The organism is Rheinheimera sp. EpRS3 (genome assembly GCF_001513785.1).
In the GTDB taxonomy this organism is placed as follows: Bacteria; Pseudomonadota; Gammaproteobacteria; order Enterobacterales; family Alteromonadaceae; genus Alishewanella.
This window is the reverse complement of sequence record NZ_LNQS01000012.1, coordinates 84,231-101,796: the sequence shown is the minus strand read 5'-3', so window position 1 is coordinate 101,796 and position 17,566 is coordinate 84,231. Positions and strand designations below refer to the sequence as shown.

General features: G+C 48.5%; 15 protein-coding genes. 13 read left to right on the top strand and 2 right to left on the bottom strand.

Features of this window, described 5'->3' with window-relative positions:
- The first annotated feature begins 2 nt into the window (after positions 1 to 2).
- From pgl to AR688_RS19135, 12 genes are all read left to right on the top strand, one after another.
- Positions 3 to 695: a 6-phosphogluconolactonase gene (gene pgl / locus AR688_RS19190; RefSeq protein WP_197412292.1), complete on the top strand. Its 693-nt coding sequence runs from the start codon at positions 3 to 5 to the stop codon at positions 693 to 695.
- A gap of 10 nt (positions 696 to 705) precedes the next feature.
- On the top strand, positions 706 to 2,538 hold the full coding sequence (gene edd, locus AR688_RS19185) for a phosphogluconate dehydratase (protein WP_068238033.1): 1,833 nt from the start codon (positions 706 to 708) through the stop codon (positions 2,536 to 2,538).
- Positions 2,531 to 3,505, top strand: coding sequence for a glucokinase (locus AR688_RS19180; protein WP_068238030.1), 975 nt, complete (start codon positions 2,531 to 2,533; stop codon positions 3,503 to 3,505). The genes edd and AR688_RS19180 overlap by 8 nt, the downstream gene beginning before the upstream one ends.
- 1 nt (position 3,506) lies before the next feature.
- Positions 3,507 to 4,154 (top strand): bifunctional 4-hydroxy-2-oxoglutarate aldolase/2-dehydro-3-deoxy-phosphogluconate aldolase, encoded by a 648-nt coding sequence (locus tag AR688_RS19175; RefSeq protein ID WP_068238027.1) that lies wholly within the window; start codon positions 3,507 to 3,509, stop codon positions 4,152 to 4,154.
- A gap of 161 nt (positions 4,155 to 4,315) precedes the next feature.
- The gene (locus AR688_RS19170) at positions 4,316 to 5,908 is read left to right on the top strand and encodes an ABC-F family ATPase (protein WP_082694847.1); all 1,593 of its coding nucleotides are present in this window, start codon (positions 4,316 to 4,318) and stop codon (positions 5,906 to 5,908) included.
- 190 nt (positions 5,909 to 6,098) lie between these two features.
- On the top strand, positions 6,099 to 6,566 hold the full coding sequence (locus tag AR688_RS19165; protein WP_068238022.1) for a Dps family protein: 468 nt from the start codon (positions 6,099 to 6,101) through the stop codon (positions 6,564 to 6,566).
- A gap of 191 nt (positions 6,567 to 6,757) precedes the next feature.
- Entirely contained in the window at positions 6,758 to 7,603 is an 846-nt protein-coding gene (locus AR688_RS19160; protein ID WP_068238021.1) for an HDOD domain-containing protein, read from the top strand.
- 56 nt (positions 7,604 to 7,659) lie between these two features.
- A complete protein-coding gene (locus tag AR688_RS19155; RefSeq protein ID WP_068238019.1) occupies positions 7,660 to 9,354 on the top strand; it encodes an NAD-dependent malic enzyme in 1,695 nt (564 codons plus the stop codon).
- Positions 9,355 to 9,450: 96 nt separating this feature from the next.
- A complete protein-coding gene (locus AR688_RS19150; protein ID WP_068238016.1) occupies positions 9,451 to 11,310 on the top strand; it encodes a DUF885 domain-containing protein in 1,860 nt (619 codons plus the stop codon).
- 97 nt (positions 11,311 to 11,407) lie between these two features.
- A complete protein-coding gene (locus AR688_RS19145) occupies positions 11,408 to 11,866 on the top strand; it encodes a hypothetical protein (RefSeq protein WP_068238014.1) in 459 nt (152 codons plus the stop codon).
- Between the two features lie 81 nt (positions 11,867 to 11,947).
- Positions 11,948 to 12,514, top strand: coding sequence for a type 1 glutamine amidotransferase domain-containing protein (locus AR688_RS19140; RefSeq protein ID WP_068238013.1), 567 nt, complete (start codon positions 11,948 to 11,950; stop codon positions 12,512 to 12,514).
- 250 nt (positions 12,515 to 12,764) lie between these two features.
- Positions 12,765 to 14,066 (top strand): ribonuclease J, encoded by a 1,302-nt coding sequence (locus AR688_RS19135; protein WP_156420360.1) that lies wholly within the window; start codon positions 12,765 to 12,767, stop codon positions 14,064 to 14,066.
- Here AR688_RS19135 and AR688_RS19130 read toward each other — a convergent pair.
- Positions 14,063 to 15,646: a phage tail sheath subtilisin-like domain-containing protein gene (locus tag AR688_RS19130; RefSeq protein ID WP_068238011.1), complete on the bottom strand. Its 1,584-nt coding sequence runs from the start codon at positions 15,644 to 15,646 to the stop codon at positions 14,063 to 14,065. The genes AR688_RS19135 and AR688_RS19130 overlap by 4 nt on opposite strands.
- Positions 15,647 to 15,734: 88 nt before the next feature.
- On the opposite strand from AR688_RS19130, the gene AR688_RS19125 reads away from it, so the two are divergent.
- Complete coding sequence (locus tag AR688_RS19125) at positions 15,735 to 16,556, top strand: MipA/OmpV family protein (RefSeq protein ID WP_068238009.1); 822 nt, start codon at positions 15,735 to 15,737, stop codon at positions 16,554 to 16,556.
- 89 nt (positions 16,557 to 16,645) lie between these two features.
- Here the strand turns inward: AR688_RS19125 and yghU are convergent, their stop codons facing one another.
- Positions 16,646 to 17,485: a glutathione-dependent disulfide-bond oxidoreductase gene (gene yghU, locus AR688_RS19120; protein ID WP_082694846.1), complete on the bottom strand. Its 840-nt coding sequence runs from the start codon at positions 17,483 to 17,485 to the stop codon at positions 16,646 to 16,648.
- Positions 17,486 to 17,566: the final 81 nt, after the last annotated feature.

Here is a 17,566-nt window from a genome sequence, read left to right as displayed (position 1 = left end):
CCATGATGCAACTGAAGCAATTTAGCAATACCAGCTCACTGAATGACGATTTCGCTAACCGGTTGGTCAGCATTTTACAGCAGGCTATCGCTGAGCGCGGCGAAGCGTATTTAGTGGTATCAGGTGGCAAAACGCCTCAGGCACTGTTTAATACCTTAAGCCAGGTTGATTTAGCCTGGGACAAAGTTACGGTGCTGCTGGCCGATGATCGCTGGCTGGATGATCAGCAAACAGATTCTAACGAGCGCTTGGTTAAAGCCACATTACTGCAACACAACGCTAAAGCAGCCCGTTTTATCAGTTTATATGCCAATGCAGCATCAGCGTTTGACGGCGTTGCACAGGTGCTGCCGCGTATTACACCGTTACCGACTTTTGATGCCGTTATACTTGGCATGGGGGAAGACGGTCACACCGCATCGTTATTTCCCTGCAGTGCACAAATTAAAGACGGCCTGGCAGATAACGCGCCTGCTGTACTCGCTGTGCAACCGCAAACCGCACCTTATCAGCGTATGTCGTTAAGCCTGCCACGGCTGTTAAATAGCCGGAATATTTTTTTGCATCTGGTTGGCAGCAATAAACTCGCGGTACTGAACAGCGCAATGGCAGATCAGAATGTGCTTGCCATGCCAATCCGTGCCTTTTTACACCATCCTGTAGCGCAAGTTACGGTGATGTACACCGAAAACTAGGGGGATAGTCATGGATCCTGTGATTCAGAAAGTAACGGACAGAATTATTGCCCGCAGCACACGCAGCCGCGATATTTATCTGCAACGGCTGGAAAAAGCCCGCTTAAAAGGCCCGCATCGTGGGGTATTAAGCTGTGGTAACCTCGCACATGGTTTTGCTGCCTGCGATCAGCAGGACAAAGGCGATTTACGCAGCCTGACCAAAGCGAATATTGGTATCGTATCGTCTTACAACGACATGCTTTCGGCGCACCAGCCGTATGAACATTATCCGGCAATTATTAAACAAGCGGTAAAAGATGTTGGCAGCGTGGCGCAATTTGCCGGTGGTGTGCCGGCAATGTGTGATGGCGTAACCCAGGGCCAGCCGGGTATGGAGCTTAGCCTGTTAAGCCGCGACATTATTGCAATGTCGGCAGCGGTAGGCTTATCGCACAATATGTTTGACGGCGGTTTAATGCTGGGCATTTGCGATAAAATTGTACCAGGCTTATTTATGGCTGCCCTGAGCTTTGGCCATCTGCCGTTTGTATTTGTACCAGCAGGCCCTATGCCTTCTGGTATTCCGAACAAAGAAAAAGCCCGCATACGCCAGTTATATGCTGAAGGTAAAGTCGGTAAAGAAGAATTGCTGGCGGCTGAATCGGCCTCTTATCACTCTGCTGGTACCTGTACTTTTTATGGCACCGCTAACTCAAATCAGTTAGTCGTGGAAATTATGGGCCTGCACCTACCGGGTGCATCTTTTGTCAATCCGGGCACAGAACTGCGTGATGAGTTAACCAAGGCTGCGGCAAGGCAGGTTACCCGCTTAACAGACTTAGGCACAGATTACCTGCCAGTAGGTAAATTGGTCGACGCCAAAGCCATAGTAAACGGTATTGTCGGCCTGTTGGCTACCGGTGGTTCAACTAATCACACTATGCATTTAATTGCTATGGCGCGCGCTGCCGGCTTTATCGTCAATTGGGATGATTTTGCCGAGCTATCTGCGGCAACACCTTTGCTAACCCGTATTTACCCGAATGGCCAGGCCGATATTAACCACTTCCAGCATGCTGGTGGTATGGCACTGTTGATCCGCGAATTACTGGACGCCGGTTTATTGCACGAAGATGTGCAAACTGTTGCAGGCCCCGGCTTACGCCGTTATACCCAGCAACCTGTGATGCAAGACGGCAAACTACAATGGGTTGATGCACCGCAAACATCATTTGATCCGGATGTATTGGCTACCGTGAAAAAACCCTTTAAAGCTCATGGTGGCCTTGAAGTGTTATCTGGCAATGTTGGCCGTGGCGTAATTAAAACTTCAGCACTGCGTGAAGGTACTGAGATTGTTAAAGCCCCGGCGGTGGTGTTCTCCAGCCAGCACGAGCTGGATGCGGCCTTTAAAGCAGGTGACTTAAACAAAGATTGTATAGTTGTTGTACGGTTTCAGGGGCCTAAAGCCTGCGGTATGCCGGAGCTGCACAAGCTGACGCCACCATTGGGTGTGCTGCAGGATCGTGGTTTTAAAGTGGCATTGGTAACCGATGGCCGTATGTCAGGTGCATCGGGTAAAGTACCAGCCGCTATCCATGTCACACCAGAGGCGGTTGACGGTGGCAATATCGCCCGGATTAAAACCGGCGATATGATGCTGGTAGACGGCAACACCGGCCGCCTTGAAGTGCTGGTATCCGATTCTGAGCTGGCTGCCCGTGACGTGGCTACTATGGATATGGCTGAAAGCTACTACGGCATGGGCCGTGAAATGTTCGGTGCGCTGCGCAGTCAGTTAACCGGCGCAGAGCAGGGCGCCTGCAGCTTGTTTACTACGGAGGAGCACCTGCATGGCTAAGTTGCCTGCCCACGCTATTGTTGCTGATATAGGTGGCACCAACGCCCGTTTTAGCCGGGTAGAACTGGCCAGCCTGGCGCTGGACAAGGTTGCAGTCTATCCCTGTGCGGAATTTGCTACTGTGGCTGATGCGTTAACCCATTACCAGCAGCAACAAGGTTTAACTGATATTAAGCACGTGGCTATTGCTATCGCTTGTCCGGTTAACGGCGACCAGATCAGTATGACCAACTTTCACTGGCGCTTTTCAGTTAAAGCGATGCAGCAGCAACTGGGTCTTGAAGCGCTGCAGGTAATGAATGACTTTACCGCTGTGGCCATGTGTTTGCCGGCATTAACGGCGTCACAAAAAGTGAAAGTAGGCTCCGGTGAAATTCAGCATGGTAAACCCATGGCAGTGCTTGGTGCCGGTACCGGCCTGGGTGTTGCACATTTACTGCCTGTAAATGATCAGTTTATTCCGCTGCCGGGCGAGGGTGGCCATGTAGATTGGGCCGCTCAAACCGAGCAAGAATGGTTTATTCAGCAGATGCTGGCCAAAGAATATGGCCATGTCTCACCTGAGCGGCTGTTATCCGGCCCTGGCCTTGAGGCTATCTATAAAGCGCTGGCGTTATACCGTCAAAAGCAGGTTGCGCCATTAAGTGCTGCCGAGATAGCCCGGCAGGCATTAAACGGCGAATGTGCACTGGCACAAGATACGGTAAAACAGTTTTTTGCCAGCCTGGGCAGCGTTGCAGGTGATCTGGCACTAACGCTCAGTACCTTTGGTGGTGTTTATATTGCCGGTGGCATAGCGCCGAAATTATTACCTCTGCTTGCTGATAGCGAGTTCAGAGCCCGTTTTGAAGCAAAAGGCCGGTTTAGCGCTTTTAATCGCCAGATCGCCACCTATGTCGTGACTGCAGAGCAACCCGGTTTGGTTGGCGCCGCAGTCTACCTGAAACAATTTTTGGCGAGTAATTAATATGGCATTTGAAAACTGGCAGTTACAACCTGGTGTTTTGTTTGATCAGGGCCCTGTGGTACCGGTAATAGTTATTAAAGATTTAGCAGATGCTGTGCCTATGGCAAAAGCTTTGCTGGCCGGTGGTATAAAAGTGCTGGAAGTGACCCTGCGCACGCCGGTAGCACTTGATGCTATTCGTTTGTTGGCAGCCGAAGTGCCGGAAGCCATTGTTGGCGCGGGTACCGTTACCACTGCAGCGCAGTTGCAACAGGTTGTAGATGCCGGAGCTAAGTTTGCTATCAGTCCGGGTTTAACGCGCGAATTGCTGCAGGCCGGTAAAGACGCTGCTATTCCGCTGATCCCAGGCATTGCCAGTATTTCTGAGCTGATGGAAGGTACGGGCTTAGGCTACAGCCACTTTAAGTTTTTCCCGGCTGAAGCAGCAGGGGGCGTAAAAACGTTAAAGTCGATTCACGGTCCTTTTGCCGATATTCGTTTTTGTCCCACTGGTGGCATTAACGAGAAAAACTTCCTCGAATATCTGGCACTGCCAAATGTAAAATGTGTGGGCGGTTCCTGGATAGTGCCTGATGATGCGGTTGCAGCCAAAGACTGGCAGCGCATTACCGAGTTGTGTAAAGCAGCAGTTGCGCAAGCTGCACGCTGATAAAACAGTTGTTGGTAAAAGCGCTATACGCCCGGTAAATACCGGGCGTTTGTTTTTGAGTTTAATGGTAAAAACGCGTATAGTAGCGCACTTTTATTCTTAGTTACCTTTTTACCCTTAGCTGTCTTGGCTATTTGTCTTAACTTGTTCTGGAACACACTGTGATATCAACTGCTAACATTACGATGCAATTTGGCGCCAAGCCGCTGTTTGAAAATATCTCGATTAAATTTGGCGAGGGTAATCGCTACGGTTTAATCGGGGCAAACGGTTGCGGTAAATCAACATTTATGAAGATTTTAAGCCGTGAGCTGGAACCAAGCGCCGGTAATGTGTTTGTTGAGCCAAACCATCGCGTTGCCAAGTTACACCAGGACCAGTTTGCTTTTGAGCAATACTCGGTTATCGACACCGTTATTATGGGCCACTCTGAGCTGTGGGCGGTAAAAGAAGAACGTGACCGCATCTATGGCAGTGCCGAGATGAGCGAAGAAGACGGCATGAAAGTGGCCGATCTGGAAGTGGCTTTTGGTGAAATGGATGGTTACACGGCAGAATCCCGCGCCGGTGAGCTGTTAATTGGTGTGGGCATTCCGGTTGAGCAGCATTTTGGCCCGATGTCGGCCATAGCACCGGGCTTTAAGCTGCGGGTATTACTGGCACAGGTACTGTTTGCCGATCCGGAAATTATGTTGCTGGACGAGCCCACCAACAACCTGGATATTAATACCATTCGCTGGCTGGAAAATGTTCTGGCTGAGCGTAACAGCACCATGGTTATTATTTCGCACGACCGTCACTTTTTAAACAGCGTTTGTACCCACATGGCTGATTTAGATTACGGCGAGCTGCGCCTGTATCCTGGTAACTACGATGAATATATGTTTGCCGCCACTCAGGCCCGCGAACGTTTATTATCAGACAACGCGAAAAAGAAAGCCCAGATAGCCGAGCTGCAAACCTTCGTTAGCCGTTTTTCTGCCAATGCGTCAAAAGCCAAGCAGGCGACATCACGCGCCAAGCAAATAGATAAAATTCAGCTGGAAGAAGTTAAAGCGTCCAGCCGGGTTAACCCTTTTATCCGTTTCGAGCAACAAAAGCAGTTATACCGTCTGGCATTAGAAGTAGAGGGCTTGAATAAGAGTTTTGGCGAGCTGTCCTTGCTGAAAAACTTAGGCCTGACCATTGAAGTAGGCGAGAAAGTAGCCATTTTAGGTGCTAACGGTATTGGTAAAACTACTTTGCTTAAATGTCTGGTTGGCGATTTAAAACCAGAATCAGGCATGGTGAAATGGTCTGAAAACGCCAAAATTGGTTATTATGCGCAAGATCACGCCCACGAATTCAGTGAAGCGATGACACTGTTTGACTGGATGAGCCAATGGAAGCAGCCTTCAGATGACGAGCAGGCAATACGCGGTATTCTGGGCCGTTTGCTGTTTTCACAAGACGAGATAAAAAAATCGGTTAAAGTGCTCTCCGGTGGTGAAAAGGGCCGTATGTTATTTGGCAAATTAATGCTGCAACGGCCAAATATACTGGTAATGGATGAACCGACCAACCACCTGGATATGGAATCTATTGAGTCACTGAACCTGGCACTGGAGCACTACAAAGGCACCTTGTTGTTTGTCAGCCATGACCGCGAGTTTGTATCCAGCCTTGCCAGCCGTATTATCGAAATTACCGACAAAGATATCCGTAACTTCGTCGGCACCTATGAAGAATATCTGGCAGCGCAAACCGCGCTGTAATGCCAATAAAGCCGGTTAAGTTAACCGGCTTTATTTTATCACTTGATTTTTTTGCTATTTATCCCCATGTCTTTTGAAGTTATATTCATTCACGCCCGGTAAGATACTGTTTTAATTGGCAAGGCTGAATTAAACAGCCATTTTTATGCTATGTTGATGCAGTCTCCGTGCTCATTTAAGAGGAAGCGCTATGAAAATTAATATTGGTATTAATGAAGAACAACGTAAAGCCATTGCCGACGGTTTGTCTGTACTGCTGGCCGATACCTATACGCTTTATTTAAAAACGCACAACTACCACTGGAACGTAACAGGGCCGATGTTTCAGACTCTGCATACCCTGTTTGAAACTCAGTACAATGAATTGGCTCTGGCGGTTGATGAAATTGCAGAACGTATTCGGGCCCTGGGCGAATTTGCGCCGGGTTCATATAAAGAATACGCCAAGCTGACCAGCATTAAAGAAGCCGATGGCATACCCACTGCTGAAGAAATGATTAAAGATTTGGTTAAAGGCCAGGAAGCTATAGCTAAAACGGCGCGCTCTATCGTGCCGGTAGCCGATGAAGCCTCTGATGAAGTGTCACTTGATCTGCTGACTCAGCGCATGACTGTGCATGAAAAAACTGCCTGGATGCTGCGTAGTCTGGTAGCGTAATGCAAAGGCACTGGCCTGAAGTGATCGGGCCAGTGCCTTATTTGGCTGATTTCTGAACTATCTGGTACAGAAACTAATCCTCCCGGTAAAAAAAACTAAGATTTTCTGGCCAAAGCTTGTAAAATCGCATGCAGCAGTAACACTTATAGCTGGCTGTAGTACGTTGGTGTCAGCTGGAGGAGAGTCACCTAATGAAAGCGTTGCAGTATGCCCAGAATGTATCCGATCTGTTCGCCCTGCCTGAAGGCTATCTGAGGGTCAAAGAACTGATGGACTCTGACACCGCCAGTCTGGATGAAGTCGCAGAAGTTATTTTACTGGACCCGGTACTAACATCAAAATTGCTTAAACTGGCTAACAGTGCAATTTACAGTTTACCTTATCAGGTAGAGAACGTCTGCAAAGCTTTATTAGTGTTGGGAAAAACCCAGGTATATAATCTTGTGCTAAGTATCGGTATTGCATCAGCCTGCAGTAAAGTAGATACCTCGGCCATTGATCTTGAGCGTTTTTGGGAGCAAAGTATCAACGCCGCGCTTATTGCCAAGCATTTGGCGCAGTGCTGCGGGATTAAACCAACAGACCGTTTTTATGTCGCCGGTTTACTGCACAATATTGGCGAGCTGGTGGTGTTACAAAATAGCGCAGAGCAAGCTCACCAGTGTCAGGATTACAATTCAGAACAGCGGCCCTGGCAATTACAACAAACTAAACTGGATTTTACTTATGCGCAATGCGGCGCAGAGTTATTGCATTTGTGGCATTTACCCGACAGCATTGTCGAGCCGGTTGCGCTGCAACACAGCACCCGTTTTGATCAGAAAAACAAAGCCCAGCTTATTATTTATCTGGCCGTGCGCTTAGCGCTGGCAAATCAGCATCCCGAAATGTACTCCACTAAGCAACTTGTTGACCCTTTTGTACTGGAGTTATTAAACCTGACTCAGCCAGACATTATTCGCGCCATCGATTTCTGCAACACTGAAGGCCTGTTTATTTTGTCCGTATTAAACCCCAGGATCAGTACTATTTATTAATATTTTCTCTCCGGTATAACCTCAGGTTTGCCGGAGCCGTTATCTGGAAGCTATTCATGAGCAGTTCAAGCAAAAAATCTCCGTTGTATACCGCCTATTCAGGCTCAGCATTACTGGAAACACCTTTACTGAATAAAGGCAGTGCCTTTACCGCCGATGAGCGGCTGATGTTTAACCTTGCCGGTTTATTACCACCACGTTATGAAACGATAGAAGAGCAGGTAAGCCGCGCCTACATGCAGTATAAAAGCTTTGATACTGCCATTAATAAGCATATCTATCTGCGCGCTATTCAGGACAACAACGAAACCTTATTTTACCGTTTACTGCAGCAACACCTGGAAGAAATGATCCCCATAATTTACACACCGACAGTGGGTGATGCCTGTGAGCAATTTTCGGATATTTATCGCAGTGCCCGTGGTTTATTTATCAGTTATCAGGACCGGCATCAGCTGGACGATGTATTGCGCAACGCCACCAAGCGTAAAGTAAAGGTGATTGTTGTCACCGATGGCGAGCGGGTACTGGGCCTTGGCGATCAGGGTATTGGCGGTATGGGTATTTCTATCGGCAAATTGTCGTTATATACCGCCTGCGGGGGCATCAGCCCGGCTTATGCATTGCCGGTAATGCTCGATGTCGGCACTAATAATGAAAAGCTACTGAATGACCCAATGTACATGGGGCTGCGGCAAAAGCGGGTAAACCAGGCAGAGTATGATGAGTTTGTTGACTTGTTTATCCAGGCGGTAAAACGGCGCTGGCCAGACGCTATTATTCAGTTTGAAGACTTTGCCCAGCCTAACGCTATGCCTTTATTACAGCGTTACCGCGATAAAATATGCTGCTTTAACGATGATATCCAAGGTACTGCAGCAGTAACGGTAGGTACGTTACTGGCGGCATGTCGCAGTAAAAATGCGAAATTGTCTGAACAAAAAGTGGTGTTTGTTGGCGCAGGCTCTGCCGGTTGCGGTATTGCTGAACAGGTTATCAGCCAGATGGTGGCTGAAGGCATAAGTGAAGCGCAGGCGCGTAGCCAAATCTATATGATTGACCGCTTCGGCTTACTTACCGATACCACACCAGGCTTGCGCGATTTCCAGCAAGCTTTGGCACAAGCCTCAACAGCAATAACAGATTGGAGCTACAGCAGTGAGTTTCCAAGCTTACTGGATGTAATGAATTGCGCCCAGCCTGGCATTTTGATTGGTGTATCCGGCCAGGCCGGTTTATTTACTGAACCGGTAGTGCGGGCGATGAAAAAAGGCTGCGCTATGCCGATTATTTTCCCGCTGAGCAACCCGTCGCGCCAGGTGGAAGCCACACCAGAGCAGGTTATTAACTGGACCGACGGCGAGGTTATTATCGCCACCGGTAGCCCATTTGCACCAGTGGCGTATAACGGCACGCTTTACCCCATCGCACAATGTAATAACAGCTACATTTTCCCTGGCATCGGCCTTGGCGTTATTGCCAGTAAAGCCCGGCTTATCAGCGATGAAATGTTACGCGAAGCAAGCAAAACACTGGCGGCTGCATCGCCAAAAGCAAACAGCGGCGAGGGCGGTTTACTGCCAGCTTTTACCGAGTTGTCGGCGCTGAGTAAGCAAATTGCCTTTAACGTTGCCAAAGTGGCAATGCAGCAGGGCCTGGCACTGGAGTTGGACGACGCCATGCTACTGCAAAAAATTGAAGACAACTTCTGGCTGCCACAATACCGCCAGTATAAGCGGGTCAGTGCCTGAGTCTGACAAAGCTGCTTACAATTAGTTTTTAGACTAATCATTAGCTTGAGGGTAGGCTGTGTTTTGGTATAACCAAAACTATAAAGGAACCCTCTAATGCATAAGTCTCTTATTGCCCTTGCTGTGGCCGGCATCCTTGCCGGCTGCGGCCCGGCACCGCAAAACAATACACCCAGCCCGACAACTGATGTGGTTGCAGAACAAAAGCAGCAGTCAGAGACTGAACGGCTGAATCAGTGGTTTGAAGTTAAATACGAGCAACAACTGCAGCAAAGCCCGCTGCAAATGACCTTTCTTGGCCGCAAAGATAAGTATGATCAAATCGACGATACCTCAATTGCCGCAGAAGATGAACAACTGGCCTGGCTGGCAGCAACAGTAGAAGAGCTTAAAACCAGCTTCGACTACAGCAAGCTGGATATTGAAGCACAAACGTCTTATGACATCTGGATTTATCAGTATGAACAAGCCAAAGAGGGTGTAGCCTTTCGTAAAAATGGGTACGTGTTTACCCAGATGCAGGGTATTCACGCCATGTTGCCGCAGATTATGATCAACTTCCATAAAGTTGATACCGCAGAAGATATGCAAGCCTATATCAAGCGGATTGAAGGCATCAGCCGGGCTCTGACACAACTGCTGGAGCGGGCACAGGCAAATGCCGAGCATGATGTACGCCCGCCACGCTTTGCCTATGATGGCGTACTGGAGCAAATTAATAATTTGATAAGCGGCGCGCCATTTACCGACGCAGAGCAAGACATACCACTGTGGGCCGATGCCAAAGGCAAAATTGACGCACTGGTAACGGCCGATAAACTTAGTGATGAGCAAGCTAAACAACTGGCAGACGAGACGAAAAGTGCCCTGCAAACCCATTTTTTACCGGCTTACACAGCGCTGAAACAATGGCTACAGCAGGATATTCAGTTTACCGATGAAATTGCTACCGGTGTAGGCAAGCAACAAGGCGGCACAGACTTTTATAATTACAGATTAAAAGTATCTACCACTACCGACTTAACCGCAGAGCAGATCCATCAAATTGGTCTGGACGAAGTTGAGCGCCTGACCAAAGAAATGATCGCTATTAAAGACAAAGTGGGTTTTCAAGGCGATTTACAAGCTTTCTTTAAGTTTATTAAAGATGATGATCAGTTCTACTACCCTGACACCGATGAAGGCCGTGAAGGCTATCTGGAAGATTCCAGGCAGTATCTGGCTTTTATCAATAAGAAGCTGCCTGAGTACTTTGGCATTTTACCTAAAGCCGAGCTGACAGTGAAACGGGTAGAGCCGTTTCGTGAGCAGCCGGGTGCTGCACAGCATTATTTCCCGGGCACACCGGATGGTGCAAGGCCAGGCATTTATTATGCGCATTTATCAGACATGCGCTCAATGCCAAAAAATGAGATGGAAGCCATTGCTTACCACGAAGGCAACCCGGGCCATCACATGCAAATTTCTATCGCACAGGAGCTAACCACAGTACCGACATTCCGCACTCAGGCTGGCTTTACTGCCTATTCAGAAGGTTGGGCACTGTATTCTGAGCTGTTGGCAAAAGAAATGGGCGCCTATCAGAACCCATATTCAGATTTTGGCCGCTTGATTACTGAAATGTGGCGTGCCGTGCGCTTGGTGGTAGACACCGGCCTGCACAGCAAAGGCTGGAATGAGCAACAGGCGATAGATTACTTTCTGGAGAAAACGCCGATTGCCCAAGGTGCGGTGATCTCTGAAGTGCGCCGTTATATCGTTTGGCCAGGCCAGGCAACGGCATATAAAATTGGCATGATTAAAATTCTTGAACTGCGTAGCAATGCACAGAAAGAGCTGGGTGATAAGTTTGATATCCGCGCCTTTCACGATACCGTGCTTGGCGGTGGTGCCTTGCCACTTAGCGTGCTGGAAAAGCGGGTTAATAACTGGATTAGCACAGTAAAAGCGCAGTAGTCAGCTTAGCGTTAAGTCATATTAAGTTAACAGGCCGCAATTGCGGCCTGTTTTTTGCCTGCTATTTACGACTGTAATACTTTTAGCAGGAGCCCACATGAAAGTTGAATCACTCCGTAGTTTGTTAGATTGGACCTCAGGGTATCACCGACATTTATCCAACTGTCTGGCTGATTGTGCCAAACATCAGCTAGATGATCGCTGCCAAATGTTGCTGAATTACCTTGCTGACAAAGAAATGAAACTTGCCATTGCAGTGCAGGGCTTCAAGGATGTGGGTGAAGATAAAGCTTTAAACACCTGGTGTATAGAGCATTTAGATCGCCATCCGCTATTAGCCGGTGCGGCTTGTGATGACGCCTTCATCTCTATGACGACTACCGAAGTTATTACTGAAATAGAGAACCAACATCAGCAAATCCTTTTACTGTATCAGAATTTGTATGACCGCTCTCAAACGCCAAAAATTCAGGAGCTATTAGCACAGGTGCGTGATTTGGAAAAAAGCGAGGCACAGCAAATGATGCAAGGCGCTAACAGGCTGGAAGATCTTTAGCTGGTTACCCAGCTACAGCTCTCGGGTACCAGGTAAACTTTACATTACACCATGTAACATTGAATGATTAGGAGACATATTATGAACGTTCAACCGGTTTTAGCAGGTAAAAAAATTGCTATTCTTGCCACTGATGGCTTTGAGTTTAGTGAGCTTACGTCCCCCCGCGATACTCTGATTGCTGCGGGTGCGACAGTGCACATTGTTTCACAGAAAGATGGCAGCATCAGAGGCTGGTCGGGTAAAGACTGGGCTGACACTGTAGCCGTGGATAAAACCCTGCAACACGCTAAAGCAACAGACTATGACGCGTTAGTGTTGCCAGGTGGCTTGATAAACCCAGACACCTTGCGCCAGGACGAAAAAGCTATCCACTTTATTCAGGCCTTTTTTAGCGATAGCGCCAATAAACCGGTGGCTGCCATTTGCCACGGCCCCTGGTTATTGGCAGAAGCTGGCGTACTTAAAGGCCGTAAAGTTACGTCATATAACAGTATTAAGACCGATTTGAAAAACGCCGGCGCCATTTGGGTCGACGAGCCGGTAGTAGTAGACAATGGCCTGGTAACCAGCCGTACTCCTGATGATTTAGATGCATTTAACAAAAAACTACTGGAAGAAATACGTGAAGGGCGCCACGCCGCTTGACACCCAGCTGATTCAACCCCAACCTTTAAACGGAAGGCCAAGAACCAAGCTTAGTAACAGCAATACTGGCAAACAAGCAAGGATGCTGTCAAACTGCAAAGCAATTGCACTAAACGCTGAAAAGCCAGTTGCTGAAGCATAAAAGCTCAGGTATCAAAAGGAGTGGGTTATAAGTACGCTACATACTGCAGCGATACCGGGTGTTAACGATTTATGGTTTTTACCACTGGGTGGTACCGGTGAAATTGGCATGAACCTTAACCTGTATGGCCATGCCGGCCAGTGGTTAATGGTAGACTGTGGAGTAACCTTTAACAGCCCTTTATCACCGCAATATAATACTGCGCCCGGCAACACCCAAAATGCAGAGGTACTGGCGGCCGATCCAACCTTTATCAGCCAGCAAAAAGACAATTTATGCGGTATTGTTATTACCCACGCGCACGAAGATCATATTGGTGCTTTGCCACAGTTGTGGCAACGTTTTAACTGCCCGGTGTATACCACGCCTTTTACCGCTGAAATTTTACGCCGTAAATTAAGTGTACTTGGCTTAGCTGACAAAGTACCCGTAGTTGAAGTATTAAGCGGCGCCACTATAAATATCGGCCCGTTCTGTCTGCACTGGCTGGCTATTACTCATTCTATTCCTGAACCCCATGCTTTAGTGATCAAAACTGCCGCCGGTACAGTGTTTCATACCGCTGACTGGAAAATGGATGCCAGCCCTATCACCGGCCGTGCCTTTAAAAGCTCGGTATTTAAGCGCCTGGCGCAGCACAATATTACGGCTATGGTGTGCGATTCTACCAACGCCTTGCGAGAGGGGTTTTCTCTGTCTGAAACAGACTGCCATAACGCCTTGCTGCAGGTCGTTAAAGCCGCAACAGGCAGGGTAGTGGTAACGGGGTTTAGTTCTAACGTGGGCAGGCTTATCTCGCTGGCCCGCATAGCGGCTAAAACCGGCCGTTATCTGGCACTGCTTGGCCGCTCTCTGGACAATATGGTGGGTGCAGCCCGCGCTACCGGCTATTGGCCAGACGAGTTAACAATAGTAGACGCCGGTCATATCGGTTATCTGCCAAAGGACGAAGTGCTGGTTATTGCCACCGGCTCACAGGGGGAACCGCGCGCAGCACTTAGCCGCCTTGCCGATGATAATCATCCGTTGTTGTTGCTGGAGCAGAGCGACCTGGTGATTTTCAGCTCTATTATTATTCCCGGCAATGAAATGCTGATTAGCCGCCTGATAGAGAAACTTAACGCCCGTAATATTCAAACTCTGCAAAGCCACGATACCGAGCTGCCTATTCATGTGTCCGGTCATCCAAACAGAGGCGAGCTGGATTTACTCTACCGTTGGGTGCAGCCGCAAATTGCCGTGCCGGTACATGGCGAAGCCGCGCATTTAGCCGCTAATGCCAACGTGGCCAAAGCCGCCGGCGTGCCGCAGCAACTTACCGGTTTAAACGGCGATTTGTTTGTGCTGGCCCCCGCACCGCGTTTATGGCCGGGTTTTGCTAAAGCAGGGCGTATTGCTTTGGTACGCTAGTCAACGTGGTTTGGTAGCAAGCATTGGTGCACAAGCTGAAATACCATAAACTCTGCTGGTTTTAGTCGCGCTACACCTATCTGTACGATCAAACGGCCTTTGTCGATATCGGTTTGCGACATTGTAATGTTATAACCAACATGAACGAAAAATGCGTGTTCCGGTTTTAAGCCCTGTAAAGCGCCTGAATGCCACACACCTAAAAGAAAGTTACTTATAGCTTGCTTTACCGTTGCCCACAGCTTGGTGTTATTGTGTTCAAAAACCGTAAACTGCAAGCTCTGTTCAATAGATTGCTGCACAAATAGCAAAAACCGGCGTATGTTAACATATTGCCATTGCGGATCATTGCTCAACGTGCGGGCGCCCCATAACCGCAAGCCTCGGTTGGTGCTACGAAAATCGCGAAAGGTATTAATGCCCACCGGGTTGAGCACGTTCTGGTCGTTGTGTGTCAATGTCACCTCAAACTGCAAAATACCGTGTACCAACTCATTAGCCGGTGCTTTCCATACACCGCGAGTGTTATCGGTGCGCGCATAAATTCCCATTACATGGCCACAAGGTGGTACGTGCAGCACGCTGCCTTGCTCACCAAAAATATCGGGCACAACCAACCAGGGATAATAAATAGCACCGTAACTACTGTTCAGCTGATGCCGGTGCTGAAGCACAGCTTTGATATTGTAGTTGTGGGGCGAGTCCAGTATCGCAAAGCGATAGCGTATTTTTTCACAGTGGTTCAGTAGAGCCTGCTGTAACAGAGCCCCCGTTTGGCCAGGCACGGAAATTAAATTTATATCTCGTTCATCATCTAAACGATAAATACCATTTCGTTTATGCGGATCGTCATCAGGGTTGCCGATGTAGCAGGCTTCATTAAGGCCGGTTAAATCATCACAACCATTATGCAATGTGTAAGAACCATTGTCTGGCGGCGCTGTAATGTCCGTTGTTTCCTGTTGCGGAACTATCAACAAACGTATCAGCTCTGACTCGCCTGCAGGTGAAGCCGCCGTACTTTGCGGCTGAAAACAACCGACTATCTTAATCGCATAACGTGGATGTTGAGGATCTGTACTGAGTTTTTTATACACTTCGCTCTGCACTACCTTGCCGTCGTCTCGTAACTCAATGAGTAGATCATATTCCTGCCCAGCGCACCTACGCGTTTCCACGTGTACGTTATTGCCCCACACACCGGGATATCGTGCATAAACCCAAATAACGGGCTTATCTGATGTTGAAGTGTCTGGGACGCAGCTGTTGTTTAGGCTGGTACAAGCAAAAGTGCTATCAGGGCCGATAACTCGTAGTACATAAAGCTGCTGGCCGCCGTTCAGAAAAAATCCTTGTACGGCGTAGGGCAAAGCATCGAGACTATTGGTGTAAATATTATGATTAAGTAAGCCGCCAAATATCTGGCAAAATGCATTAAAACTTGTGATCAATATAGGTATGTTCACCGGACCGCGCTGCGTAACCCCTATCATCGCGGCAGTAGTCGTGTCTACGCTATTAACTGATTTAGTGGTTAAAGACACTTCTTCACTATAAACGCCCGGTGTAAGATGTTTCATCGCTGCATTCCTCTGCCATTGTTGCCAATTCTAGTGTAGCTTGTGTACTGTTCTGTAGCAGGGCAACCGGAATAACCTTGAGGTATAAATGACAGTTAAGTTTGCTCCTCTCATGATATATAGCCTGCTTTTAGCCAGCCCGGTGCTGGCAGACCAACCCGCACTACCGCTGTGGGAAGCCGGTTTAATTGGTATTAATGTCAATCAGTTGGCGTATCCGGGTTCAGATCAGCTGGTGCGACGCAACTTTGTACTGCCGTATCTGATTTACCGCGGCGATATACTGCGGGCAGATCGTAATAATGTTGGCTTGCGTGCATTCAAAACCGACTCTCTGGAGCTGGATCTGGGTTTTGCCGGTTCGCTGGGATCATCTGATGACGATATTGCCGTGCGCGAAGGGATGGACGACCTGGGTATGTTGGTGGAGGCTGGGCCGCGGCTGCGCTGGACATTAAGCGAAGACTTTTTTGGTGCCAGAGTACGGGCTGATTTCCCACTACGGGCGGTGTTTGATCTGGACGACAGCCTGCGTTATAGCGGCGTAAGCTTTGAACCTGGCTTAAATGCCGATCTTATTACTGCGGCACAGACGTTTTACTCCTTCGGAGTTAGTGCACTGTTTGCCAGCGAGAAATTAAGCGATTATTTTTATCAGGTATCAGAAGCCGATGTTACTGCGCAGCGGCCGTTTTACGATGCCCAAGCCGGTTTAATTGCCCTTAGGGGCTCGGCCAGTGTTGGCAAAAAGTTCTCTGATAAATGGCGCGGCTTCGGCTTTGCCCGCTATGAATGGACACAGGGCGCTAAAAATGCCAACAGCCCGTTGCTGGTGCAAACGGGGGGCTGGTCGTTTGGTGTCGGTATCACCTACATCTGGGCAGAATCGGCACGTAAAGTAACGAATTAAACAGAAACTGTAAGATAGCGGCCTGCCGGTATTCAGCAGGCTGCATCAGCTTATGCTCAGAGTATGCTCAGAGTATGCTCAGAGTATGCTCAGAGATTAAACTGCGCAAAATCTTCGCTGCTGTGGCGCTCTGGCAACTGCGGGCCATCACCAAAGTTGCGGTTTACAATATAACCACGTTTAACAGCAGGGCGCTCATCAAGTTGCTTTGCCCAGCGCATCAGGTGTTTATAGCTTTGGGTATCTAAAAACTCTGCGGCATTGTAAGCCCGGTTTAGCGCTATACCGCCATACCAGGGCCATATTGCCATATCGGCAATGCTATATTCATCACCGGCAATAAATTCATGCTGTGCCAGCTGTTTGTCCAGCACATCCAACTGCCGCTTGGTTTCCATGGCATAGCGGTTTATCGGGTACTCGTACTTTTCCGGTGCGTAAGCATAGAAATGGCCAAAACCGCCACCGACAAAAGGTGCACTGCCCATTTGCCAGAATAGCCAGTTCAGTACCTCAGTACGTTTGGCGCTGTCTTTGGGTAAAAAAGCGCCGAATTTTTCTGCCAAATACAACAAAATAGAACCGGATTCAAAGACTCTGGTACCGTTGCTGGTATCCAGCAGCGCCGGAATTTTTGAATTGGGGTTGACCTCAACAAAACCACTGCCAAACTGGTCGCCATCTTTAATGCTGATAAGCCAGGCATCGTATTCAGCGCCGCTGTGGCCAGCCGCCAGCAGCTCTTCGAGCATAATGTTTACTTTAACGCCGTTGGGGGTGGCCAGTGAGTATAGCTGCAAAGGATGTTTGCCTTTGGGTAACACTTTATCGTGGGTAGCACCGGAAACAGGGCGGTTAATACTGGCAAACTGACCGCCGTTTCCGGCGTCCCAGGTCCAGACTTTGGGTGGGGTGTAATTTGTACTCATCATTGCTCCTTATTATTAGCAGATAGCAGAACCAAGCCAGAAAACTTAATTATTACGTTGATATGGGTAAAGTGGAGCAAA